The 22,038-nt window shown below is 68.3% G+C and carries 20 protein-coding genes; 7 read left to right on the forward strand and 13 right to left on the reverse strand.

The annotated features are described in order from the left end of the window. Positions 1-2 precede the first annotated feature (2 nt). Both AC07Y4_RS16040 and AC07Y4_RS16045 read right to left on the reverse strand, forming a co-directional pair. On the reverse strand, positions 3-542 hold the full coding sequence (locus tag AC07Y4_RS16040) for a GNAT family N-acetyltransferase (protein ID WP_062482412.1): 540 nt from the start codon (positions 540-542) through the stop codon (positions 3-5). Continuing rightward, positions 539-1,141: a helix-turn-helix domain-containing protein gene (locus tag AC07Y4_RS16045; protein WP_487848040.1), complete on the reverse strand. Its 603-nt coding sequence runs from the start codon at positions 1,139-1,141 to the stop codon at positions 539-541. The genes AC07Y4_RS16040 and AC07Y4_RS16045 overlap by 4 nt, the downstream gene beginning before the upstream one ends. Before the next feature lie 159 nt (positions 1,142-1,300). Here AC07Y4_RS16045 and putA point away from each other — a divergent pair, with 159 nt between their 5' ends. After that, entirely contained in the window at positions 1,301-5,041 is a 3,741-nt protein-coding gene (gene putA, locus AC07Y4_RS16050) for a trifunctional transcriptional regulator/proline dehydrogenase/L-glutamate gamma-semialdehyde dehydrogenase (protein ID WP_495274824.1), read from the forward strand. A 6-nt stretch (positions 5,042-5,047) separates the two neighbouring features. Here putA and AC07Y4_RS16055 read toward each other — a convergent pair whose 3' ends face one another. Beyond that, a complete protein-coding gene (locus AC07Y4_RS16055) occupies positions 5,048-5,440 on the reverse strand; it encodes a carboxymuconolactone decarboxylase family protein (RefSeq protein ID WP_062481171.1) in 393 nt (130 codons plus the stop codon). Positions 5,441-5,606: 166 nt separating this feature from the next. Between AC07Y4_RS16055 and AC07Y4_RS16060 the strand changes: the two genes are divergently transcribed. Further along, the gene (locus tag AC07Y4_RS16060; protein WP_487848042.1) at positions 5,607-7,076 is read left to right on the forward strand and encodes a YadA family autotransporter adhesin; all 1,470 of its coding nucleotides are present in this window, start codon (positions 5,607-5,609) and stop codon (positions 7,074-7,076) included. A gap of 53 nt (positions 7,077-7,129) precedes the next feature. Beyond that, on the forward strand, positions 7,130-7,537 hold the full coding sequence (locus tag AC07Y4_RS16065) for an outer membrane protein assembly factor BamE (RefSeq protein ID WP_487848043.1): 408 nt from the start codon (positions 7,130-7,132) through the stop codon (positions 7,535-7,537). Here the strand turns inward: AC07Y4_RS16065 and AC07Y4_RS16070 are convergent, their stop codons facing one another. Continuing rightward, positions 7,538-7,969 carry a YbaN family protein gene (locus AC07Y4_RS16070; RefSeq protein ID WP_487848044.1) on the reverse strand — a complete coding sequence of 144 codons (432 nt, stop codon included), beginning with the start codon at positions 7,967-7,969 and terminating at the stop codon, positions 7,538-7,540. 118 nt (positions 7,970-8,087) lie between these two features. On the opposite strand from AC07Y4_RS16070, the gene AC07Y4_RS16075 reads away from it, so the two are divergent. Continuing rightward, positions 8,088-8,600, forward strand: a complete 513-nt coding sequence (locus tag AC07Y4_RS16075) for a bacteriohemerythrin (RefSeq protein WP_447741205.1) — start codon at positions 8,088-8,090, stop codon at positions 8,598-8,600. Positions 8,601-8,632: 32 nt separating this feature from the next. Here AC07Y4_RS16075 and AC07Y4_RS16080 read toward each other — a convergent pair whose 3' ends face one another. The 5 genes from AC07Y4_RS16080 to AC07Y4_RS16100 all read right to left on the reverse strand — a co-directional run bounded on the left by AC07Y4_RS16080 (position 8,633) and on the right by AC07Y4_RS16100 (position 13,338). After that, positions 8,633-10,144 (reverse strand): tripartite tricarboxylate transporter permease, encoded by a 1,512-nt coding sequence (locus tag AC07Y4_RS16080; RefSeq protein WP_487848045.1) that lies wholly within the window; start codon positions 10,142-10,144, stop codon positions 8,633-8,635. Between the two features lie 33 nt (positions 10,145-10,177). Further along, entirely contained in the window at positions 10,178-10,666 is a 489-nt protein-coding gene (locus tag AC07Y4_RS16085; protein WP_062481184.1) for a tripartite tricarboxylate transporter TctB family protein, read from the reverse strand. 138 nt (positions 10,667-10,804) lie between these two features. After that, positions 10,805-12,178 carry a sensor histidine kinase gene (locus tag AC07Y4_RS16090; protein ID WP_487848046.1) on the reverse strand — a complete coding sequence of 458 codons (1,374 nt, stop codon included), beginning with the start codon at positions 12,176-12,178 and terminating at the stop codon, positions 10,805-10,807. Then, a complete protein-coding gene (locus AC07Y4_RS16095; RefSeq protein ID WP_062481198.1) occupies positions 12,175-12,858 on the reverse strand; it encodes a response regulator transcription factor in 684 nt (227 codons plus the stop codon). The genes AC07Y4_RS16090 and AC07Y4_RS16095 overlap by 4 nt, the downstream gene beginning before the upstream one ends. A 234-nt stretch (positions 12,859-13,092) precedes the next feature. Then, the gene (locus AC07Y4_RS16100; RefSeq protein WP_495274825.1) at positions 13,093-13,338 is read right to left on the reverse strand and encodes a hypothetical protein; all 246 of its coding nucleotides are present in this window, start codon (positions 13,336-13,338) and stop codon (positions 13,093-13,095) included. 456 nt (positions 13,339-13,794) lie between these two features. Here AC07Y4_RS16100 and AC07Y4_RS16105 point away from each other — a divergent pair, with 456 nt between their 5' ends. Then, positions 13,795-14,316 carry a hypothetical protein gene (locus AC07Y4_RS16105; RefSeq protein ID WP_487848048.1) on the forward strand — a complete coding sequence of 174 codons (522 nt, stop codon included), beginning with the start codon at positions 13,795-13,797 and terminating at the stop codon, positions 14,314-14,316. Between the two features lie 3 nt (positions 14,317-14,319). Beyond that, complete coding sequence (locus AC07Y4_RS16110) at positions 14,320-15,126, forward strand: DUF1266 domain-containing protein (RefSeq protein ID WP_487848049.1); 807 nt, start codon at positions 14,320-14,322, stop codon at positions 15,124-15,126. A 245-nt stretch (positions 15,127-15,371) separates the two neighbouring features. Here AC07Y4_RS16110 and glmS read toward each other — a convergent pair whose 3' ends face one another. Continuing rightward, on the reverse strand, positions 15,372-17,252 hold the full coding sequence (gene glmS / locus AC07Y4_RS16115; protein ID WP_070060065.1) for a glutamine--fructose-6-phosphate transaminase (isomerizing): 1,881 nt from the start codon (positions 17,250-17,252) through the stop codon (positions 15,372-15,374). 141 nt (positions 17,253-17,393) lie between these two features. On the opposite strand from glmS, the gene AC07Y4_RS16120 reads away from it, so the two are divergent. Continuing rightward, positions 17,394-17,876 (forward strand): Lrp/AsnC family transcriptional regulator, encoded by a 483-nt coding sequence (locus AC07Y4_RS16120; protein WP_159273915.1) that lies wholly within the window; start codon positions 17,394-17,396, stop codon positions 17,874-17,876. An 18-nt stretch (positions 17,877-17,894) separates the two neighbouring features. Here AC07Y4_RS16120 and otsA read toward each other — a convergent pair whose 3' ends face one another. Genes otsA through otsB form a run of 3 tightly spaced genes read right to left on the reverse strand, consistent with a single transcriptional unit; the run spans position 17,895 to position 21,987 of the window. Continuing rightward, a complete protein-coding gene (gene otsA / locus AC07Y4_RS16125) occupies positions 17,895-19,280 on the reverse strand; it encodes an alpha,alpha-trehalose-phosphate synthase (UDP-forming) (RefSeq protein ID WP_062481194.1) in 1,386 nt (461 codons plus the stop codon). Next, positions 19,277-21,199, reverse strand: a complete 1,923-nt coding sequence (locus AC07Y4_RS16130; RefSeq protein WP_487848050.1) for a glycoside hydrolase family 15 protein — start codon at positions 21,197-21,199, stop codon at positions 19,277-19,279. Before AC07Y4_RS16130 ends, otsA begins: the two co-directional genes overlap by 4 nt. Further along, positions 21,196-21,987, reverse strand: a complete 792-nt coding sequence (otsB, locus tag AC07Y4_RS16135; protein WP_307583127.1) for a trehalose-phosphatase — start codon at positions 21,985-21,987, stop codon at positions 21,196-21,198. The genes AC07Y4_RS16130 and otsB overlap by 4 nt, the downstream gene beginning before the upstream one ends. Between the last annotated feature and the right edge of the window lie 51 nt (positions 21,988-22,038).

Consider the following 22,038-nt stretch of genomic DNA (forward strand, 5'->3'; position numbering starts at 1 on the left):
CGTCAGTCGCCGAGCGCGCGATAGAAGTAGGTGGTGCCGCACGGCGTGCCGTCGGGCAGCAGCGCGTAGCCGGGGATGGTGCCCACGCGCTGCCAGCCGCAGCGGGTGTACAGCCGCTCGGCCTCGGGGCTGGAAGTGTCGAGCACCAGCAGGGTCTTGCCGTGGTCGCGCGCACGCTGTTCGGCACCCTTCATCAGCAGCGCGCCGAGGCCGTGGCGGCGCGCGCGGCGGTGCACCAGCATCTTCGCGACCTCGCCGCGGTGCGGCTGGTTCTCGGGCTGCGCCAGCACCAGCTGCACGGTGCCGACGATGCCCGCGTCGTCCTCGGCCACGAGCAGCTCGCGCTCGCCGCGCGCCACGCCGTCGGCCACGTGGCGCCAGAAGGCCCGCGCGCGCTCGGGCGTGAGCGGCTGCATGAAGCTCACCGAGGCGCCGCCTTCGACGCAGTCGATGAGCACGTCGGCCAGCGCGTTCAGCTCGGCCTCGGTCACGGAAGAAAGGGCGCGCAGGCGCGGGGTGGTGGTGGCAGCAGTCATGGTCATTTCCGGTTGGCGTGAGAAGGCGCGCTGGTGATGACGACCGCGTAGCGCGCCGTCTCGCGGGTGGGGTTGAAGTAGCTCGTCGGCCGGTCGAGCACGAGCGCCAGGCAGTCGCCGGCCTCGAGCCGGTGTTGCTGGTCGCCGACCGCGAGTTCGATGCAGCCTTCGAGCACCCACACCTGCTGGTGTATGCGCGGCTCGCGCGCGCCGGTTTCGTAGGCCACGCGCGCGCCGGGCGGAAACAGCACCTCGACGATCTGGATCGGCGAGGCGTCGCCGCCGGCCGAGACGTTGCGGCGCAGGTAGCCCGAATGCGGATCGCGCCATTCGAGCTGGTCGGCGCGGCGCGACACCGGGCTGGCGGTGGGCGCGTCGGACTCGAACAGCGAGGCCAGCGGCACACCCAGGCCGGTCGCGAGTTTTTCGAGCAGCACGGCCGTCGGACTGCTCTCGCCGCGCTCGATCAGAGAGATCATGGAGCGGCTGACGCCGCAGTGCGTGGCCAGGGCGTCGAGCGAGAGATCGCGCGCGGCGCGCAGGGCGCGCACACGCTGGGCGATGCGGTCGTTGAGGCTGGGGGGTGACGCTGATTCTTCTTTCATATTGGATTAAATATCCAATGAAATAGAAATTTCGTCAACCCCGGGGCGAAAGCCGGTCGTCCAGTCCGCAGAGACTTGCTCGTCGAAGTGACTGTTCTTTGGAGAAATATTCATGCCTATCGCTGAAATCATCCAACACATCACCACCACCGACGCACCATGAGCGCCAACGACCCCCCCCCCCTGCCCTCGACCTTCGTCACCTTCGCCGACGGCCCCGCCGCGCCGTCCGCGCTGCGCGCCCGCATCACGGCCGCCTGCCGGCCGCCCGAATCGGAGGCACTGCAGCCGCTGCTCGCGCAGGCGCGGCTGCCGGCCGACCAGGCCGCCGAAGCCCACGCCCTCGCCCATCGCATCGCCCACCAGCTGCGCCAGCGCAAAAACGGCGGCGGCCGCTCGGGCCTGGTGCAGGGCCTGCTGCAGGAGTACGCGCTGTCGTCGCAGGAAGGCGTGGCGCTGATGTGCCTGGCCGAGGCGCTGCTGCGCATTCCCGACGCCGACACGCGCGACGCGCTCATCCGCGACAAGATCGCGCAGGGTCAGTGGCAGGCGCACGCGGGGCACAGCCCGTCGGTGTTCGTCAACGCCGCCACGTGGGGCCTGCTGCTCACGGGCAGGCTGGTGGCCACGCACAGCGAGACGGGCCTGTCGGCCACGCTCACGCGGCTGATCGGCAAGGGCGGCGAGCCGCTGATCCGCAAGGGCGTGGACATGGCGATGCGCATGATGGGCGAGCAGTTCGTCACCGGCGAAACCATCGCCCAGGCGCTGGCGCATGCGCGCACGCTCGAGGCGCAGGGCTTTCGCTATTCGTACGACATGCTCGGCGAAGCCGCGCTCACGGCCGACGACGCGCGCCGCTACCGCGCGGCCTACGAAGACGCCATCCACGCCATCGGCCGCGCCTCGAACGGGCGCGGCGTGTACGGCGGGCCGGGCATCTCGATCAAGCTGTCGGCGCTGCACCCGCGCTACAGCCGCGCGCAGTACACGCGCGTGATGGCCGAGCTGTACCCGGTGCTGCGCGACCTGGCGTTGCTGGCGCTGCACTACGACATCGGCCTGAACATCGACGCCGAAGAAGCCGACCGGCTCGAGCTCTCGCTCGACCTGCTGGAGCGCCTGTGCTTCGAGCCCGCGCTGGCGGGCTGGCAAGGCATCGGCTTCGTGGTGCAGGGCTACCAGAAGCGCTGCCCCTTCGTGATCGACTGGGTGATCGACCTCGCGCGCCGCAGCGGCCACCGGCTCATGGTGCGCCTGGTGAAGGGCGCCTACTGGGACAGCGAGATCAAGCGCGCGCAGCTCGACGGTCTCGCGGGCTACCCGGTCTACACGCGCAAGGCCTACACCGATGTGTCGTACCTCGCGTGCGCGCGCCGCCTGCTCGATGCGCCCGACGCGGTGTACCCGCAGTTCGCCACGCACAACGCCCACACGCTGGCCGCGATCTACACGATGGCCGACCCGTCGCGCTACACGCCGGGCCAGTACGAGTTCCAGTGCCTGCACGGCATGGGCGAGCCGCTGTACGAGCAGGTGGTGGGCCCGCTCGGGCGGCCCTGCCGCATCTACGCGCCGGTGGGCACGCACGAGACGCTGCTGGCCTACCTGGTGCGGCGGCTGCTGGAGAACGGCGCCAACACCTCGTTCGTGAACCGCATCGCCGATGCGTCGATTCCGCTCGACACGCTGGTGGAAGACCCGGTCGCGACCGTCGAGCGCATGGCCGCGCAGGAAGGCGCGATGGGCCTGCCGCACGCGGCCATTCCGCTGCCGGCCGCGCTCTACGGCACGCAGCGCGCCAACTCGCAGGGCCTGGACCTCGCGAGCGAAGCCACGCTGCATGCGCTCGCCGCCACGCTGCAGGCCAGCGCGAGCGAGCCTTGGCGCGCCACGCCGATGCTCGCCGCGCCACGCGCCGAAGACGAAGCCAGTCGCAGCTGGACCGAGGTGCGCAACCCCGCCGACCGCCGCGACCTCGTCGGCCAGGTGCAGGATGCGGTGCCGGGCGACGTGGCCTCGGCCATTGCGCAGGCCGAAGCCGTCGCCACCGCGTGGGCCGCCACGCCGCCCGCCGAGCGCGCCGCCGCCCTCGACCGTGCCGCCGCATCGCTCGAAGCGCAGCAGCCGCGCCTGCTCGGCCTGTTGATGCGCGAGGCCGGCAAGAGCGGCGCCAACGCCATCGCCGAGGTGCGCGAGGCGGTCGACTTCCTGCGCTACTACGCGGCGCAGGCTCGCACCGATTTCGCCAACGCCACGCACCGCCCGCTCGGGCCGGTGGTGTGCATCAGCCCGTGGAACTTTCCGCTCGCGATCTTCACCGGCCAGGTGGCCGCCGCGCTCGCGGCCGGCAACCCCGTGCTGGCCAAGCCGGCCGAGCAGACGCCGCTGGTCGCGGCCGAGGCGGTGCGTGTGCTGTGGGAGGCCGGCGTGCCGCGCGCGGCGGTGCAGCTGCTGCCGGGGCGCGGCGAGACCGTCGGCGCCGCGCTGGTCGGCGACGCGCGCGTGCAGGGCGTGATGTTCACGGGCTCGACCGAGGTCGCGCGCCTGCTGCAGAAGACGTTGTCGACGCGGCTCGGCGCGCACGGCGCACCGGTGCCGCTGATCGCCGAGACCGGTGGGCAGAACGCGATGATCGTGGACTCGTCCGCGCTGGTGGAGCAGGTGGTGGCCGACGTGATGGCCTCGGCCTTCGACAGCGCCGGCCAGCGCTGCTCGGCGCTGCGCGTGCTGTGCGTGCAGGAAGAAGCGGCAGACCGCCTCGTGGCGATGCTGCAGGGCGCGATGGCCGAGAGCTGCATCGGCAACCCCGCGCGGCTCGCGGTGGACGTGGGCCCCGTCATCGACGACGAGGCGCGCGACGGCATCGAGCGCCACATCGCCGGCATGCGCGGGCGCGGCCGGCGCGTGTTCCGCCAGGGCCGCGAGTTCGGCCACGACACGCGCCACGGCACCTTCGTGCTGCCCACGCTGGTCGATCTGGAGCACCTGGGCGAGCTGCAGCGCGAGGTGTTCGGCCCCGTGCTGCACCTGCTGCGCTACCGCCGCCGCGACCTGGGCGCGCTCATCGGCCAGATCAACGGCAGCGGCTACGGCCTCACGCTGGGCGTGCACACGCGCATCGACGAGACCATTGCGCAGGTGGTGGCGCAGGCACAGGCCGGCAATGTCTACGTGAACCGCAACATGGTCGGCGCCGTGGTGGGCGTGCAGCCCTTCGGCGGCGAAGGACTGTCGGGCACCGGGCCGAAGGCCGGCGGGCCGCTGTACATGGCGCGCCTGCTGTCGGCGCGGCCCGACGACGTGCTGGCGCGCGCCGTGGCGGACGACGTCCCCGTCTCACCATCGGCCGGCCTCGCGGCGCTCGAAGGCTGGGCGCGCGACACGGGCCGCGACGCGCTGGCCGCGCAGTGCCGCCGCTTCGCAGGGCTGGCGCACGTCGGCCGCGCACGCACGCTGGCCGGCCCGACCGGTGAGCGCAACGTCTACACGCTGCAGCCGCGCGAGGCCGTGCTGTGCCTCGCCGATGCGCAGGCCGACCGGCTCGTGCAGCTGGCGGCCGTGCTGTCTGTCGGCAGCACCGCCATCTGGCCCGCCGACGCGCCCGGCGCGCACGCGCTGCTGGCCGCGCTGCCCGACGAGGCGCGCCACGCGGTCGTGCTCGCCAACGACTGGCGCGCGCCTACCGTGGTCTTCGATGCCGTGCTGCACCACGGCGACGCCAGCCACCTTGCCGGCGTGCTGCAGCAGGTGGCGGCGCGGCCCGGCCCCATCGTCGGCGTGCGCGGCTTCGCGCCCGGCGACACCGGCATTCCGCTCGAAAGCCTGGTGCTGGAGCGCGCGCTGAGCGTCAACACGGCCGCGGCCGGCGGCAATGCGAGCCTGATGACGATCGGGTGAACGGGCTTATTTGTCGAACGCCGGGTCGATCGGCACGCGGTAGCCGTTCACCAGCCGGTTCGTCTCGTTCGCCATGCCCACCACGGCCATCAGCTCGGCGAACATGGCCGGCGTCATGCCGGCCTTTTCCGCGCCCGCGTGGTGGCTCGCGATGCAGTAGCCGCAGTTGTTGGTGACGCTCACCGCGAGGTAGATCATTTCCTTGACCACCGGGTCGAGCGCGCCCGGCGCCATCACCTCCTTGAGGCTGGCCCAGGTGCGCTTGAGCGTGGCCGGGTCGTTGGCCAGGTACTTCCAGAAATTGTTGACGTCGGGCACGTTGCGCGAGGCCTTGATGTCGTCGAACACCGCGCGGACCTCGTCGGAAGCGGCGGCGTGCTCGATGGGCTGGGGTTTCATGCGATCTCCTGAAGTGTGAATGCGCGATGGAAAGCAACATTTGCTTTCGGTACCTTCACATTTATTGTGAATTAGGTCCTAGGTTCACGCGCCCTGCGGTTCATACAGTCGAAGCGTCACACATCAAGCGCGCCATCAGGCGCCATCTCAGGGAGAAGAGAGAACCATGGAACACGTCACACAGCACGTGGGGGGCGGTGCGCGCGCCGCATTCGTCTGCAAGAAGAAAACCCGAGGCATCGCGGGCGCCGTGCTCGCACTGGCCGCCGGCCTCGCAGGCCCGTCGGCCTGGGCCGATGTGAGCCTGGGCGGCACCAGCTACACCACCGGCTCGGGCGCGGTCTGCAGCTCGGGCGGCGCCGGTCCCACGTGGGCCTGCCAGGTGCCCAACGCCAGCGGCGGCTTCGCGCTCATCACCGGCGTGCCGACCGACCCCGTGAACGGCGGCCCCGATGCCGCGGCCTTGCAAGGCATGGTGAGCGGCAACCTCGGCGGCGACGCGCTGCTGCTCGGCGGCACGGCTGCCAAGGCCACCGGCTTCGGCAGCGTGGCGGCGGGCTCCGACGCACGCGCCACCGAAACCTACGCCACCGCCATCGGCTCCACCACCGTGGCCGCGGGCGTCAGCAGCACGGCCGTGGGCAACGTGGCCCAGGCCTTCGGCACCAACGCCACCGCCATCGGCGCCAACAGCACGGCCGTGGCCACCAGCAGCGTCGCAGTGGGCGACCGCGCCACCGCGAGCGACATCAATTCGACCGCGCTCGGCGCCAACACGCAGGCACGCAAGAAGAGCAGCCTCGCCGCCGGCGACAAGGCAATCGCCGACGGCATCAACGCCGCCGCGCTGGGCGCGAACACGCAGGCGCTGGCCGACAGCGCGGTGGCCGTGGGCGACCGCGCCACCGCGGGCGCCGAATCGGCCGTGGCCGTGGGCCGCCAGAGCACGGCCTCGGCCGCCTCCGCCGTGGCCATCGGCACGGGCGCGACGGCGAGCGCCGTCAACGGCGTGGCACTCGGCGCCGGCGCCGTCGCCGACCGCGCGGGCATGGGCGGCCAGCAAGAGCGCTTCTCGAACATCGCCGTGGGCTCCACGCAGGGCGCGGTCTCGATCGGCAGCGCGGGCGGCGAACGGCAGATCACCAATGTGGCGGGCGGCACGCAGGCCACCGACGCGGTCAACGTGCGCCAGCTGCAGGCCGTGCAGGCCGGCGCGGTCAACTACGTGACCAACGTGGACGGCAGCGTGAACCACAACCAGATCGTGCTGGGCAACGGACAGGCGCCCAACGGCACCACCGTGTCCAACGTGGCGCCCGGCGTGGCCGGCACCGACGCCGTGAACGTGAACCAGCTGAACGCACAGAGTGCGCAGTGGCGCGACGCCATCCGCGTGAACCAGCGCGACGCCAACGCCGGCACCGCCGGTGCGATGGCCATGGCCGGCATGCCGCAGGCCTACATGCCGGGCAAGAACATGATCGCGGCCGGCATCGCCGGCTACGAGGGCCAGAGCGCGCTCGCGGTCGGCTTCTCGAGCATCTCGGACAACGGCAAGTGGGTGATGAAGTTCACCGGCTCGGCCAACTCGCGCGGCAACGTCGGCGTCTCGGCCGGTGCGGGCTTCCAGTGGTGAGCCGCATGAACCACAGCACCGCCACCGCTCCAGGCCCCACGCATTCTTCCTTCATGACACGCACCTTTTTTCTGCCCACCGCCGCGCTGCTGGCCTTGCTCACGCTCGCCGGCTGCACCTCGTACGTGAGCCGCGGTATCGACGGCGACGGCAAGGCCGCCGAACTCGTCTGGCCCGGCGCCGACCAGCAGCAAACGTGGCAGACCGAAGGCAGCTTTCCGAACCGCGAGAACCTGCGCGCCATCGGCCCCGGTGCCACCAAGGACCAGCTGTACGCGCTCATCGGCCGCCCGCACTTCGACGAAGGCATGGCGGCCGTGCGCGAGTGGGACTACGTCTTTCACTTCCGCTCGGGCGGCGGCGCCACGAGCTGCCGCTACAAGGTGATCTTCGACACGGCCTACAAGGCGCGCAGCTTCCACTGGAACCCGGCGATCTGCGCCGAGCTGGCCAAGGGCTGATCAGCCGCCCTGCGGCGGCTCCGGCCGCCGCCACAGCCACGTCAGCACGACCGCCATCGAGCCGATGGCGACGCCCGCGAGCCACGGCTTGTGCGCCGTCAATACGATGACGACCGCGCAGAACGCCATCGCCGCGGTGGCGCTCCACTTGGCGCGCCGGCTCACCGTGCGGCCGTTTTCCCAGTTGCGCAGCAGCGGGCCGAAGAGCCGGTGGTTCAGCAACCAGCGGTGCAGCCGCGGCGAACTGCGCGCCGCGGCCCAGGCGGCCATCAGCACGAAGACCGTGGTCGGCATGCCCGGTGCCACCACGCCGATGGCGGCCAGCACCAGGCACAGCGCGGCAAAGACCATCAGCAGCCAGCGCACGACCAGCGGCAACGGCCGGGGCTCCACGGCAGAGGGCGGGTTCTGGGGGTCTTCGGCGGGCGTCACGGGCCGATTGTCTTTCTTTCTCTTTCACCGCACCGACGCGCTTGATTCAGATCAACCGCGCGCCGCTTTCGGCTGCCGATACTGGACTTTTACATCCACCTGCAAAGTTCTGAAGACCATGGCCCACCTTGTATGGAAGACCGAGCTCAATACGGGGATCCATGAGATCGACACGCAGCACCAGCGCATCGTGCAGTACATCAATGCGCTGGACGACGCCCGCCGCACGAACGACCGCAAGGTCGTCGGCCGGATCATCGAAGAGACCATCGACTACACCGCCTCGCACTTCGCGTTCGAGGAGGCCATGATCGAGGACGCGGGCTACCCCTTCACGGGTCCGCACCGGAAGGTGCACGAGATCTTCGTGCGCCGCGTCACCGAGTTCCGCGCGCGCTTCGAGCACGGCGAAGAGGTGCTGGCCGAGCTGCACGACATGCTCTCGCGCTGGCTGTTCAACCACATCCGCCATGAAGACGGCGCGTACGTGCCGACCGTGAAGGCGCACCTGCACACCACGGATTCATCTGCGGAAGTGCTGGTGCATGCGCAGGTGCGCAAGGCGGTGCAGCAAGGCGGCGCGGCGGGGCAGGTCAAGATGGGATGGATGCGGCGCCTGTTCGGCGGGTGACGCGGCCCTGACGACGCCGCGCCACCGCCGCGTCACTCCTCGATGAAGGCTTCTTCGCGCTTGGCCTTCACCGAAGGCAGCAGCACCACGATGAGCAGCAGCGCCGCCGCGGCCAGCAGCCCCGCCGACAGCGGACGCATGACGAACACGCTCCAGTCGCCGCGCGACAGCAGCAGCGCGCGGCGCAGGTTCTCTTCCATCATCGGCCCGAGGATGAAGCCCAGCAGCAGCGGCGCGGGCTCGCACTTGAGCTTGAGGAACAGGTAGCCCACGATGCCGAAGATCGCGACCATCCACACGTCGAAGGTGTTGTTGTTCTCGGAGTACACGCCCACCGCGCAGAACAGCACGATCGACGGAAAGAGCCACTTGTAGGGAATGGTCAGCAGCTTGATCCAGATGCCGATCATCGGCAGGTTCAGCACGATGAGCATCAGGTTGCCGATCCACATCGAGGCGATCAGGCCCCAGAAGAGTTCGGGGTTGCTGGTCATCACCTGCGGACCCGGCTGGATGTTGTGGATGGTCATCGCACCGACCATCAGCGCCATCACGGCGTTGGGCGGAATGCCCAGCGTCAGCAGCGGAATGAACGACGTTTGCGCACCGGCGTTGTTGGCCGACTCCGGCCCCGCCACGCCGCGGATGTTGCCCTTGCCGAAGGGCACCTCGCCCTGCTTGAGCTTGATGCGCTTCTCGATGGTGTAGGCCGCGAAGGCCGACAGCAGCGCGCCGCCGCCCGGCAGGATGCCCAGTGCGGAACCGAGTGCCGTGCCGCGCAGCACGGCGGGCGTCATGCGCCGGAAGTCTTCCTTGGTGGGCCACAGGCCCTTGACCTTGGCGGTGAACACCTCGCGCTCGTGCTCGGGCACGGCCAGGTTGGCGATGATCTCGCCGTAGCCGAACACGCCCATCGCGATCGCGATGAAGCCGATGCCGTCGGTGAGCTCGGGAATGTCGAAGCTGTAGCGCGCCACGCCCGAGTTGACGTCGGTGCCCACGAGCCCCAGCGCCAGCCCGAGCAGGATCATCGTGATGGCCTTGAGCAGCGAACCCGAGGCCAGCACCACGGCGCCGATCAGGCCCAGGATCATCAGCGAGAAGTATTCGGCCGGGCCGAACTTGAAGGCCAGCTCGGTCAGCGGCGGTGCGAAGGCGGCCAGGATGAGCGTGCCGACGCAGCCCGCGAAGAACGAGCCCAGGCCCGCCGCGGCGAGCGCCGGCCCGGCCCTCCCCTTGCGCGCCATCTGGTAGCCGTCGATCACGGTCACCACCGACGACGATTCACCTGGCAGGTTGACCAGAATGGCGGTGGTCGAACCGCCGTACTGCGCGCCGTAGTAGATGCCGGCCAGCATGATCAGCGCCGACACGGGTGGCAGCGCGTAGGTGGCGGGCAGCAGCATCGCGATCGTCGCGACGGGGCCGATGCCCGGCAGCACGCCGATCAGCGTGCCCAGCAGGCAGCCGACGAAGGCATAGACAAGGTTCTGCGCGGTGAAGGCCACGCCGAAGCCGATCGAGAGGTTGGTAATCAGGTCCATTGTTCTCTTGGATTTCTTGTTGTTCTGCGCGGGTCAGCCGGCGATGAAGGTGGGCCACACCTGGAACTGCAGCTTCAGCGCCACCACGAAGGCCAGGTAGCTGCCGAGCGCGAGCACGGTCGCCAGAAGGGTCACGCCCTTCCAGCCGAAGCTGTCGCCCGCCAGGCTCGCGATGAAGGTCAGCGCATAGATCGCGACGATGAGCCCCATCGACGGCAGGCCGATGCTCGGCAGCCCGCCGAGCAGCACGCCGAACACCAGGTTGGCGCCGATGATGAACAGCAGCGGCTTCCATGCGATGCGGCCCACCGGTTCGCCGTCGGCGGTCTCGACCGTGAGGGCCTTGAACGTGATCAGCACGCCCATGCAGGCGATGAGGATGCCCACGATGAGCGGGAAGTAGCCGGGGCCCATGCGGGCGCCGGTGCCCACGTTGTAGGTCGTGGCGCCCCATGCGAAGGCCACGCCGAAGGCGCTGAAAAGCACGCCCGAGCAGAAGTCTCTCTGACTCTTGATTCTCACCGTTGATGTCTCCTGGAACTGCGTTGATCGGCACAGGATGTGCGTCAGCGATCCTAGGAATTCAGCGCTGCGGTGTGTATGAACAAAGCATTGCCATTCGGCAATGTTCGAGGCGCGAGGAGACGAAGAAGGCGCCGCTCAGGCGTCCGCCGTCGGCAGGTCGATGCACGCGCGCAGGCCCGGGCGGGCATCGCCGAACTGCAGGCGACCGCCGTGCAGCGCCACCACCGCCTGCACGCTCGCGAGCCCCAGGCCGTGGCCCGGCGTGCTGTGGTCCAGCCGATGGAAGCGCACGCCCAGTCGCTCGTACTCGGCGCTCGGAATGCCGGGGCCGTCGTCCTGCACGAACAGCTGCGCACGCCCGTCGACCGTGTGCGTGCCGATGCGCACGGTGGCGCCGGCCCCGCCGTACTTCAGCGCGTTGTCGAGCAGGTTGGCCGCCGCGCCCGCGAGCAGGTCGCGGTCACCGAGCGCGACGGCGCGGTCGGCCGGCTCGCGCAGCAGCGCGATGCCCTGCACCTCGGCCACCGCCTCGTACAGCTCCGCCACGTCGTCGGCAATGACATGCAGCGCCACCGGCGCGAACTGCTGGCGCCGCGCGCCGGCCTCGACCTCGGCGATCTGCAGCAGCTTCTCGAACATCACCGCCAGCTCCTCCAGCTCGCGGATGGCGGTGGCCACGGGCTCGCGCTGCGGATGGTCGGCCTCACCGAGCCCCGCCTCCACCGCACGCAGACGCACCAGCACGCGCGTGAGCGGCGTGCGCAGGTCGTGCGCGATGGTGTTGGACACATGGCGCACGCCGTCCATCAGCGACTGGATGCGGTCGAGCATCGCGTTGATGTCGCCCTCCAGCAGCGCGAACTCGTCCTCCTGGCCCGAAGGCGCCACGCGCTCCTGCAGCTCTCCCGCCGCGATGCGCGCGGCCGTGCGCCGCACCGCGCCCACGCTGCGCTCCAGCTCCTGGCGGAAGACGAAGGTGCCGCCGATGAGCAACAGCACCGCCACGATGCCCGCCGCAGCGCTGGCGCTGGCCACCAGCGATTCGATCGACTCCTGGTCGCGCAGGTCGTGCCCCACCACGAGCATGCCGCCGTCGGGCAACGGGCGCATCACGAGATAGGCGATAACGGTCTGCCCCGTGCGCACCACGCGGCGGTGCACGCCGTCGCCCGCGTCGGGCGCCAGCGAGGGCATCTGGTCGAGGTTGCCCGCGCGCTTGTTTCCGTTGCGGTCGGTGAGCAGGTAGATCTCGTTGTCGGAGTTGCGGCCGTCGGAAAGCGCATGGGCGATCTCGCCCGCCACGCCCTCGGCGCCGCGCGCTTCGTAGCGCACCACCAGCTGCTGCACGCTGGCAGCCACCTGCCGCACCATGCGTTGCTGCAGCACGCCCACGGTCTGCATGTAGACGATGGCCAGCGCGGCCAGCATCGTGATGGCCACGAGCAGCCCGTAGTAGAAGGCGAGCCGGAAGCCGACCGAGCGCCACAGCTGGCGCAGGGCCCGGGTCATTGCGGCGCGGCCAGCGTGTAGCCCACGCCGCGCACGGTGTGGATCAGCGTCGGCGCGCCGCCCGCATCGAGCTTGCCGCGCAGGCGGCTCACCTGCACGTCGATCACGTTGGTCTGCGGGTCGAACTGGTAGTCCCACACGGCTTCGAGCAGCATGGTGCGCGTGACCACCTGCCCCGGATGCATCATGAGATAGGCCAGCAGCCTGAACTCGCGCGGCTGCAGCGCGATGGGCCGGCCGCCGCGCTCCACATGGCGGCGCGCCAGGTCGAGCGTGAGGTCGGCCAGCTGCAGCGTGCGGATCTCGGGCCCGGTGCGCGAGCGGCGCACCAGCGCCTCGGCGCGCGCCGCGAGTTCGGAAAAGGCAAAGGGCTTGGCCAGGTAGTCGTCGCCGCCGGCCTTGAGCCCGCGCACGCGCTCGTCGAGCGCGCTCAATGCGCTGAGCACCAGCACCGGCGTCTTCTTGCCGAGCGCGCGCATCGTGGTGAGGATCGACAGGCCGTCCACGTCGTTGGGCAGCATGCGGTCGAGGATGACCAGGTCCCACGTCTCGCCCGTGGCACGCGCGAACGCATCCGCGCCGTCGCGGCTGATCACCGCCACATGGCCGAGCGAACGGAAGCCTTCGGCGATGTAGCGCGCGTTGTCGGCATCGTCCTCGACGATGAGGCAGTTCCAGATGACGGTGGGGCCGAGCACGTCAGTCGGTGCGGCCACGGCAAGAAATACCCATGGATGGCGGTGCGGTTGTGCTCACATTGCGCCCCCTGGGATGCGGAGGCCTGCAACGCAAATGCTAGCCCAGGTGGGAGCGGGAAAGGCCTGCGCTTCATTACCGTTTGTCCATGAAGCGGCGTGGTCGCGTAGTCGCGTGTGCGAGGAGCTGACCTGGCCCCATCAAGTCGAAGACCACGCTCACTCTCCGTTCACCAGAGACACCCCGTCCACCGGCTTGCGCATCCATTTCGCAACGTCCACGCCCAACCCCTGAATCACTGCATCCATGGCGCTGCATTCGGTCGTCTCCGCCGTGATATCAGCGTAGGGGGTGTGCACCTGGCGCAGGGCTTTGAATTGCGCAGGGGGCAGTCCCGGTCGTTCAAGCACCGCATGGATGACCACGATCGTGGCGCCACCGGCGCTGACGGTCACGATGTCCATGATGTCGATCCTCAGCAAAAGGGCGGCCTCCCTGCCGGGACCCGGCACAGGGCGCACAACCTCATACCGCGCCTTCAACTGATCTTGCACGGCCTGACGCAGCGGGTCCGGCACGCCGCACGCGTCATCGGATTCAGACATCCGGCGGCCCTGGCCATGCCCGTACAGGACGGGCGGCAGCACCACCGTGGTGGAGGCAGCAGGCGCGGGTCGCGTTCGCTCGGGCGGCTGGGAATCGTGTGAACCGCAAGCAGCCAGAAGTGCGCTTACCGCCATCGCGATGCACGTGTTGCGCACGAAGGCAGGCGAAGCCTCTGCAGGCGCATTGGAGGTACAGCAGGCCGGCGGCGCCAAGACGCGATTTGTTACATTAGTCCGAGGGTTGGAGGAATTTTGCAGGACCGACTACCTACCGGGCGATCGCCCGGCCAAATCAACTATAAGGAAAAATGCTACATGCACACCATCAATTACAAGATGGAGTACTCGATTCTCGAGTACGTTTTCGGCCTGATTGGCCCGGCAATTATCATTGCCGCCATTTTTTATCCGATTGCCGATCTGAAAATAGGAACCCTTCGGCTTCACCTGCCGACCGGCGTGGCCAATGGCGTTCTCATGTTGATCGGGGCTTACGTCACGTATCTTACGATCGGAACACTTTTCAAGAAGCGCGCAGCCAACAGCCAGGGCGCCAGCATTGTTCTTGATGAAAAGGGCATGTCTTTCACGACCGTCAAGAAATTCTCGGGCGTACTGACCACCGTGGGCTATGACGCCATCAATCAAGTCACCATCACGGACATCCCGGAAACCTCCACATCGAGTGCGGAGAAGACAATAGAAATCAGCACGCCGTCGATGGCACCCAAGAAGCATGAGTTCGATGCCATTCACATGGTGAAGGATTCAGACTTTGAAGTTCTTGTGAATGCGCTCAAGCATCGCGCCGTCAATGCCACCTTCAAGCAAATCTGACCCATGGGTTTCTTGAAGAAGTTGTTCCAGATAGTTTCTGGCAAAAAATACAGAAACTGCCCCGATGGGGCCGCAGCGGATCCAGCGGCGCAGCGCGCACTTCAAGCGGGGCTCATCAACTCCGAACAGATCATGGCGTATTGCGACAGCTACGCAACGGGGCTGTCTGACGATGCGCTCGCCGAGGGACTTGGCTCGCACTGGGGCATACGCTCGCCCCAGGAGGCTACTGAAACCCTGGCGTCACTCGGTCGCCATGGCCATCGTTTTTTTTACGACATTGTTTTTCGTATTTACAGCGATGGTGCTTCGGGAGAGGAGCGCCAGGAGGTTCTCGAGGCCTTGATAGCCAGCGGTCGATACGGCTCCCCGGAAACGGTGCGCGAGCAGATTGCTGCGCAGGGGCCCTGTCAGGAAAAAGATCTCGTTTTCTCGGCTTTGGCGCAGGCGATGGAGATGCTGGAAAATTTGCGATCCGTCTTTCGTCTTCTCGAAGACAAAGTCAATGGCTCGTACCTTCCCAAGGATTACAGCGCCGGCATCCTTGCCTGGGATCTGGGCCGCCTCGTCACGGTTGCAAGAATGTCATTGGACTGCAAATACATCGAGCAGGCTGAATTCGATCGCATTCTTTCGCATGCAGACAAAGAATTGCGCTCAAATTTTTCGTCCTGGCCGCAGTTTGCAAAGAGCTACATCATTGGCCGGGCCAGCTGGGCGGGTCAGAATATGACGCTGGGCGGAATCATCGGTATTGCCGAAGATCTCATGACCGATGAACGGAGCCCTTGGGTGCTGTCGCCTCTGTGAGTTGCATTCGACGACAGCTTCGAAAAAGATCCTGCTCGTCGGATCACTCCATGTTGATTTCCGTGGTCGTTTGATCCACCTGTCCGTCGCGAACTGACCGGCCGCAATGTCTTGCGGCCGTTGTTCGCATGGAGGACTGGATTACTCGCAAACGGAAATCAACAAATTCAAAGTATTTACGACGCCATTTGCGCGTTCAAGACTTTATTTGGCGCGATCATCAGGATCGCGCCGCCCACGCACGCTCACTCCACCGTCACGCTTTTCGCGAGGTTCCGCGGCTTGTCCACGTCGGTCCCGCGCGCGCACGCCGTGTGATACGCCAGCAGCTGCAGCGGCACCACGTGCAGCAGCGGCGACAGCGCGCCGTAGTGCTCGGGCATGCGGATCACGTGCAGGCCTTCGCCGCTGGCGATCTGCGTGTCGCCGTCGGCCAGCACGTAGAGCACGCCGCCGCGGGCGCGCACTTCCTGCAGGTTGCTCTTGAGCTTTTCAAGCAGCGCGTCGTTCGGCGCCACGGCCACCACGGGCATTTCGCTCGTGACGAGCGCGAGCGGGCCGTGCTTGAGTTCGCCGGCGGCGTACGCCTCTGCGTGGATGTAGGTCACTTCCTTGAGCTTGAGCGCGCCTTCGAGCGCGATCGGGTAGTGCAGGCCGCGGCCCAGGAACAGGGCGTTGTCCTTGCGCGCGAAGTCTTCGGCCCAGCCGATGATCTGCGGCTCGAGCGCGAGCACCGACTGCAGCGCGACGGGCAGGTGACGCATTTCCTTCAGGTAGCGCGCCTCGTCGAGCGCGCTCAGGCGGTCCTTGGACTGCGCGATGGCCAGCGTGAGCAGGAACAGGCCCGCGAGTTGGGTGGTGAAGGCCTTGGTCGAGGCCACGCCGATCTCGACGCCGGCGCGCGTGATGTAGGCCAGCTTGCACTCGCGCACCATGGCGCTGGTGGCGACGTTGCAGATGGTCAGGGTCTGTTCCATGCCCAGCGAGCGCGCGTGCTTGAGCGCGGCCAGCGTGTCGGCGGTTTCGCCCGACTGGCTGATGGTGACGACCAGCGTCTTGGGGTCGGGCACGGAGTCGCGGTAGCGGTACTCGCTGGCGATCTCGACCTGGGTGGAGATCTTCGCGATGCTCTCGAGCCAGTACTTGGCGGTGCAGCCGCTGTAGTAGCTGGTGCCGCAGGCCAGGATGAGGATCTTGTCGATGTCCTGGAACACGCGGTGCGCGCTCGCACCCGTGGCGCCGTCCTGCCCGATGCCGTCGAACAGCTCGGGCACGATGCCTTCCACGCCTTCGAGCGTGTCGCCGATGGCGCGCGGCTGCTCGAAGATTTCCTTCTGCATGTAGTGGCGGTACGGGCCCAGCTCGGCCGCGCCGCTGTGGGCGTGCACGGTGCGCACGGTGCGGGTGACGGGCTTGTGGTTCTTGTCGACGATCCAGTACTTGCCCGGCTGCAGGTCGACCACGTCGCCTTCCTCGAGGTAGACGATCTGGTCGGTCACGCCGGCCAGTGCCATCGCGTCGCTGGCCAGGAAGTTCTCGGTGCCGTCCTTGCCGGCGCCCAGGATCAGCGGCGAGCCGGCGCGCGCGCCGATCACGCGCTGCGGTTCGTCGCGGCAGATGACGGCGATGGCGTAAGCGCCGTGCAGCTGCAGCACGGCGGCCTTGACGGCCTCGAACAGGTCGCCGTTGTAGAGGCTGTCGACGAGGTGGGCGATGACCTCGGTGTCGGTCTGGCTCTCGAACACGTAGCCCTTGGCCTCGAGCGCGGCGCGCAGCGGCTCGTGGTTCTCGATGATGCCGTTGTGCACGAGCGCGATGCGGCCCGGGCGCGCGGCGGGCGCGTCGGCGCCGACGCCGTGGCTGAAGTGGGGGTGGGCGTTGTGCACGGCCGGTGCGCCGTGGGTGGCCCAGCGCGTGTGGGCGATGCCGGTGAGGCCTTCGACCTTGTCGTCGCGCACCTGCGTCAGCAGGTCGGCCACGCGCGAGGTGGTGCGTGCGCGGCTCAGGCCGCCGGCATGCACCGCGACGCCGCAGGAGTCATAGCCGCGGTATTCGAGCCGCTGAAGGCCCTGGACCAGGACCGGAACGATGTCGCGATGGGAGGCTGCGCCGACGATGCCGCACATGGGGTGTACCTTGTCTTGAAGAACATAAGGGCTCGATGGTAGGGAGACGCCCAAGAAATATGGCGTCTAAATTTCCTCAGTTTCGGACTTTTATTCCACAGAAACCCATAGATGGAGTTTTATTCCATAATTTCAACCAATATGGAATCAATCTCCCTCGACGCCATCGACCTCAAGCTGCTCGACGCACTCCAGAACGACGCTTCGCAGACCAACCAGCGCCTGGCCGCCGAGGTGGGCATCTCGCCGCCGACCTGCCTGCGCCGCGTGCAGCGGCTGCGCCAGGAGGGGCTCATCGAGCGCCAGGTCGCCCTGCTCTCGCCCGACCGCCTCGCCACGGTGCTGGGCCACGGCCTGCAGGCGGTGGTGGAGATTTCATTGGACCGGCAGGACGCCGCCGCGCTCGACGCCTTCGAGGCCCGCGTGATCGCGGACGACGCCGTGCAGCAGTGCTGGCGCGTGTCGCCGGGGCCCGATTTCGTGTTGGTGGTGGTGGCGCGCGACATGCCCGGCTACGGCGCACTGACGCAGCGGCTGTTCACGGCCGACGCCAATGTGCGCAACGTGAAGGCGTTCTTCAGCCTCAAGCGCGCGAAGTTCGGGGCCCGCATGCCGCTGGGCTGACGCGGGCCCCGGGTGCGATCAGCGCTCGCTCGCCGCCTCGCGCAGCGCTTCGAGGAACGTGCGCCGCCACCAGTGGATGTCCTGCGCCCGGATGCGCGACAGCAGCTTCTGGTGCCGCTCGCGCCGCTCTTCCAGCGGCATCTGCAGCGCCTGCTGCACCGTCTCTGCCGTGCCGTGCGTGTCGTACGGGTTCACCAGCAGCGCTTCCTTCAGCTGCTCGGCCGCGCCGGCGAAGCGCGACAGCACCAGCACGCCCGGGTCGGCCGGGTCCTGCGCCGCGATGTATTCCTTGGCCACGAGGTTCATGCCGTCGCGCAGCGGCGTCACCAGCCCCACGGCGGCCGCGCGGCACAGGCCGGGCACGCGGCGGCGCGCGACCATGCGGTGGATGTAGCGCACGGGCATCCAGTCGAGTTCGCCGTAGTCGCCGTTGATGGCGCCGCACAGCGATTCGAGTTCCTTGCGGATGTCGGCGTAGGCATCGACCGTCTCGCGCGTGGGCGAGGCGATCTGGATCAGCGTGGCGCTGCGGCGGTTCTCGGGGTAGTTGGCCAGCAGCTCGCGGAACGAACGCACGCGCTGCGGGATGCCCTTCGAATAGTCGAGCCGGTCGATGCCCAGGAGCAGCCGGCGGCTCGAGTACTCGCGCTTCATGGTCTCGTACATGTCGCGCGATTCCTTGGCGTGCGTGAGCGCCGCGAACTCGTCCACGTCGATGCCGATGGGAAAGGCGTTGCAGCGCACCGTCTGCCCGTAGGCCCGGTACATGTCGTTGCCCAGGTACTCGCCATGGGCCTCGTTGCGCACGTAGTGCTCGAAGTGCTGCACGTCCTGCTGCGCCTGGAAGCCGATCAGGTCGTACGAGAACAGCGAGCGCATCAGCCATTCATGCTGCGGAATGGCCGCGATGATGATCTGCGGCGGCAGCGGAATGTGCAGGAAGAAGCCGATGCGCTGCTTGCAGCCCATGGCGCGCAGCTCGGCGGCCAGCGGCATCAGGTGGTAGTCGTGGATCCAGATGATGTCGTCGTCCTTCAGCAGCGGCATCAGCTTGCGCGCGAACAGCTGGTTCACGCGGCGGTAGCCGCCGATGAAGCCGGCATCGAAATGCGCCAGGTCCAGGCGGTTGTGGAACACCGGCCAGAGCACGTCGTTGCTGTAGCCCAGGTAGTAGCTGTCGTGGTCGTCGCGGCTCAGGTCGAGCGTGGCCAGCGTCACCTTGCCGGCCTGCTGCTTGTGCAGCTCGCCTTCGCCCGTGGGACCGCCCTCGACGATCTGCCCGCTCCAGCCGAACCACAGGCCGCCGCTTTGCTGCAGGCTCTCACCCAGGGCCACGGCCAGGCCGCCGGCGGCGGGCTTGCGCGGGTCGGCCACGCGGTTCGAAACAACGACGAGACGACTCATATGCACGAATCCCAGGGAGCGGACAGGCGCACGGCCGCATTGATGATGCCGACCATCGAATAGGTCTGCGGAAAGTTGCCCCACATCTCGCCCGTGACCGGGTGCGTGTCTTCCGACAGCAGCCCCAGCGGGTTGCGCGCGGCGAGCATGGTTTCAAAAATCTGCCGCGCCTCGGCCTTGCGGCCGATCTTGGCCAGCGCGTCGATGCGCCAGAAGGTGCAGATGTTGAAGGCGGTCTCGGGCTTGCCGAAATCGTCGGCGGCTTCGTAGCGGCGCATGTAGGGGCCGTCGCACAGCGACTTTTCCATCGCGTCGACGGTGGAGATGAAGCGCGGGTCGCGCGCATCGATCAGGCCCACCTCGACCATCAGCAGGATGCTCGCGTCGAGCTCGTGCCCGCCGAAGCTTTCGGCAAAGGCCTGGCGCTCTTCGCACCACGACTTGGCAAGAATCTCTTCCTTCATGCGTGCGGCATGACCATGCCAGTAGGCCGCGCGTTCGGGCAGCTCCAGCGTGCGCGCGATCTTGGCGAGCCGGTCGCAGGCGGCCCAGCTCATCAGCGCCGAGCTGGTGTGCACGCGGGCGCGCGTGCGCAGCTCCCACATGCCGGCGTCGGGCGTGCCGTACACGCGCACCGCCTGCTCGCCCACCGCTTCCAGGTGCGGAAACTCCGCCACGCCCGCGCGGCTCAGCAACCGGTGGTCGTGGAAGGCCTGCGCCGCGCCGAGCACGATGTTGCCGTACACGTCGTGCTGGAAGTGCTCCTGCGCCTGGTTGCCCACGCGCACCGGGCCCATGCCGCGGTAGCCGGGCAGCCCGTCGACAAAAGACTCGGGCAGCTCGCGCTCCAGCCCGATGCCGTACAGCGGCTGGATGTGCTCGCCGTGCGAGCCGATCACCACGTTGCCGAGCCAGCGCAGGTAGTCTTCCATCGTGCCCACCTCGCTCAGCGAGTTGAGCGCGCGCACCACGAAGAAGGCGTCGCGCAACCAGCAGTAGCGGTAGTCCCAGTTGCGCTGGCTGCCCGGCGCCTCGGGGATGCTGGTGGTCATGGCGGCCACGATGGCGCCGGTGTCCTCGTACAGCGAGAGCTTGAGCGTGATGGCCGCGCGGATCACCGCGTCCTGGTACTCGAAGGGAATGGCCAGACGCTTGCTCCAGGTGCGCCAGTAGGCGATGGTTTCCTGCTCGAACTTGCGCGCGGTGTCGGCGATGCCTTCGAGCAGCGTCTCGTCCACGCCGAACATGAAGTTGTATTCGCGCGAGATCACGAAGGGCTGGCGCGACAGGATGTGCGAGATCGACGCGTCGGTGTTCAACCGCAAGGTCACATCGGGCCCGACATAGCGGATGTGGTTGCTGCCGCGCGTGACCTCGGTCGGCGCCGAAGCGCCCCACTGGAAGCGCGGGTCGAGCGCCACGCGGATGCGCGGCGCGCCGGCAATGGGGCGCACGCGGCGCACCATCATGAGCGGGCGGAAGTAGCGCGAGCGGCTGTGAAAGCGCGGCGCGAAGTCGGTGATCTCGATGCCCTGCCCCGCGCTGTCGAACAGCTGCGTACGCAGCACGGCAGTGTTGGGCTCGTACCACTGCTTGCTGGAGGCGAAGTCCTCGATCTCGATGGCCCAGGCGCCAGCCTCCTCGCCGGGGTGCAGCAGCGCGTTGAAGACCGGGTCGCCGTCGAAGCGCGGCAGGCAGCACCAGACGGCGCGGGCGCGCGCATCGATGAGCGCGCTGTAGGCGCAGTTGCCGATCACGCCGACATTGAGCGAAGGCTCGGCCGGCAGCACGAAGCCGCGCGGCGGGGCCGCAGCCACTTTCGCGGCGTCGACGGGCGCCTGGTCGTCAGGGCCCGCCGCGCCGGCCAGGGCGTCGCCCGCGCGGTCCTCGGGGGCCACCGGCAGTTGTTGTTCGCTCATGCGGGGCTCCTCGGTGATGCTTTGTGGTGATCGGGTGCGGCCAGCAGGTCGCGCGCCTGCACCAGCCATTCGTAGACCGCGCGCGGCGATTCGAGCCGGTGCAGCGCCAGGCTCGGCCCGGCGCCGACCTTGATCGCGACGCCGCCGCGCGGCTGCACAACGGCGAAGCCGCTCTCGTCGGTGGTGTCGTCGCCCGCGAAGACCGGCGTGCGGCCCGCGAACGGCGCTTCGGTCATGAAGGCTTCGATGGCGAGGCCCTTGTTCACGCCCGAAGGCTTCACTTCGAACACGAACTTGCCGTGCATGAGCTCGAGCTGCGGACGGCCTTCGATGGCGCGCGCCATCGCATCGCGGCACACGGCCTCCAGCTGCGGCGCGAGCCGGTAGTGCAGCGCGATGGCGCCGTGCTTGCGCTCGACCAGCAGGCCTTCGTGGATGCGCGCGAGTTCGTTGGCCACGTCCAGGATCGGGACGAGGTCGGGCGGGCGCTGCTCCTGCATGCCGCCTTTGGCATCGCGCCGCTGCACGCCGTGCTCGCCGGCCGCGGGCAGCCGCAGCGGCGCGAGAAAGCGGTCGATGGCATCGATCTGGCGCCCCGACACCACGGCGAGCGCGCCACCGAGCAGGTCGCGCAGGTCGCTCAGCAGGGGCACGAGGGCGGGCGGCACCTCGATGGCTTCAGGCGTGGCGGCGAGGCCGACCAGCGTGCCGTCGAAGTCGAGAAAAAGGGCGGCGTCCCGGCCCGGCGGAGGTGGCAACTGGGCGTTGCTGCTGGAGGACTTTGGCATTGGGAAAAACCATAGCACGGCTCGCACGCGGCGCGTGTCGGCCAAAGTCCC

The organism is Variovorax sp. GW460-12-1-14-LB1, from assembly GCF_059423605.1.

Excerpts from the sequence above, each read along its gene's own strand:
- otsA (WP_062481194.1), bottom strand. The coding sequence starts at position 19,280 with ATGAGTCGTCTCGTCGTTGTTTCGAACCGCGTGGCCGACCCGCGCAAG.
- AC07Y4_RS16060 (WP_487848042.1), top strand. The coding sequence starts at position 5,607 with ATGGAACACGTCACACAGCACGTGGGGGGCGGTGCGCGCGCCGCATTC.
- AC07Y4_RS16105 (WP_487848048.1), top strand. The coding sequence starts at position 13,795 with ATGCACACCATCAATTACAAGATGGAGTACTCGATTCTCGAGTACGTT.
- AC07Y4_RS16120 (WP_159273915.1), top strand. The coding sequence starts at position 17,394 with ATGGAATCAATCTCCCTCGACGCCATCGACCTCAAGCTGCTCGACGCA.
- otsB (WP_307583127.1), bottom strand. The coding sequence starts at position 21,987 with ATGCCAAAGTCCTCCAGCAGCAACGCCCAGTTGCCACCTCCGCCGGGC.
- AC07Y4_RS16090 (WP_487848046.1), bottom strand. The coding sequence starts at position 12,178 with ATGACCCGGGCCCTGCGCCAGCTGTGGCGCTCGGTCGGCTTCCGGCTC.
- AC07Y4_RS16100 (WP_495274825.1), bottom strand. The coding sequence starts at position 13,338 with ATGGACATCGTGACCGTCAGCGCCGGTGGCGCCACGATCGTGGTCATC.
- AC07Y4_RS16080 (WP_487848045.1), bottom strand. The coding sequence starts at position 10,144 with ATGGACCTGATTACCAACCTCTCGATCGGCTTCGGCGTGGCCTTCACC.
- AC07Y4_RS16040 (WP_062482412.1), bottom strand. The coding sequence starts at position 542 with ATGACCATGACTGCTGCCACCACCACCCCGCGCCTGCGCGCCCTTTCT.
- AC07Y4_RS16110 (WP_487848049.1), top strand. The coding sequence starts at position 14,320 with ATGGGTTTCTTGAAGAAGTTGTTCCAGATAGTTTCTGGCAAAAAATAC.
- AC07Y4_RS16045 (WP_487848040.1), bottom strand. The coding sequence starts at position 1,141 with ATGAAAGAAGAATCAGCGTCACCCCCCAGCCTCAACGACCGCATCGCC.
- AC07Y4_RS16065 (WP_487848043.1), top strand. The coding sequence starts at position 7,130 with ATGACACGCACCTTTTTTCTGCCCACCGCCGCGCTGCTGGCCTTGCTC.
- AC07Y4_RS16055 (WP_062481171.1), bottom strand. The coding sequence starts at position 5,440 with ATGAAACCCCAGCCCATCGAGCACGCCGCCGCTTCCGACGAGGTCCGC.
- AC07Y4_RS16075 (WP_447741205.1), top strand. The coding sequence starts at position 8,088 with ATGGCCCACCTTGTATGGAAGACCGAGCTCAATACGGGGATCCATGAG.
- glmS (WP_070060065.1), bottom strand. The coding sequence starts at position 17,252 with ATGTGCGGCATCGTCGGCGCAGCCTCCCATCGCGACATCGTTCCGGTC.
- AC07Y4_RS16130 (WP_487848050.1), bottom strand. The coding sequence starts at position 21,199 with ATGAGCGAACAACAACTGCCGGTGGCCCCCGAGGACCGCGCGGGCGAC.
- putA (WP_495274824.1), top strand. The coding sequence starts at position 1,301 with ATGAGCGCCAACGACCCCCCCCCCCTGCCCTCGACCTTCGTCACCTTC.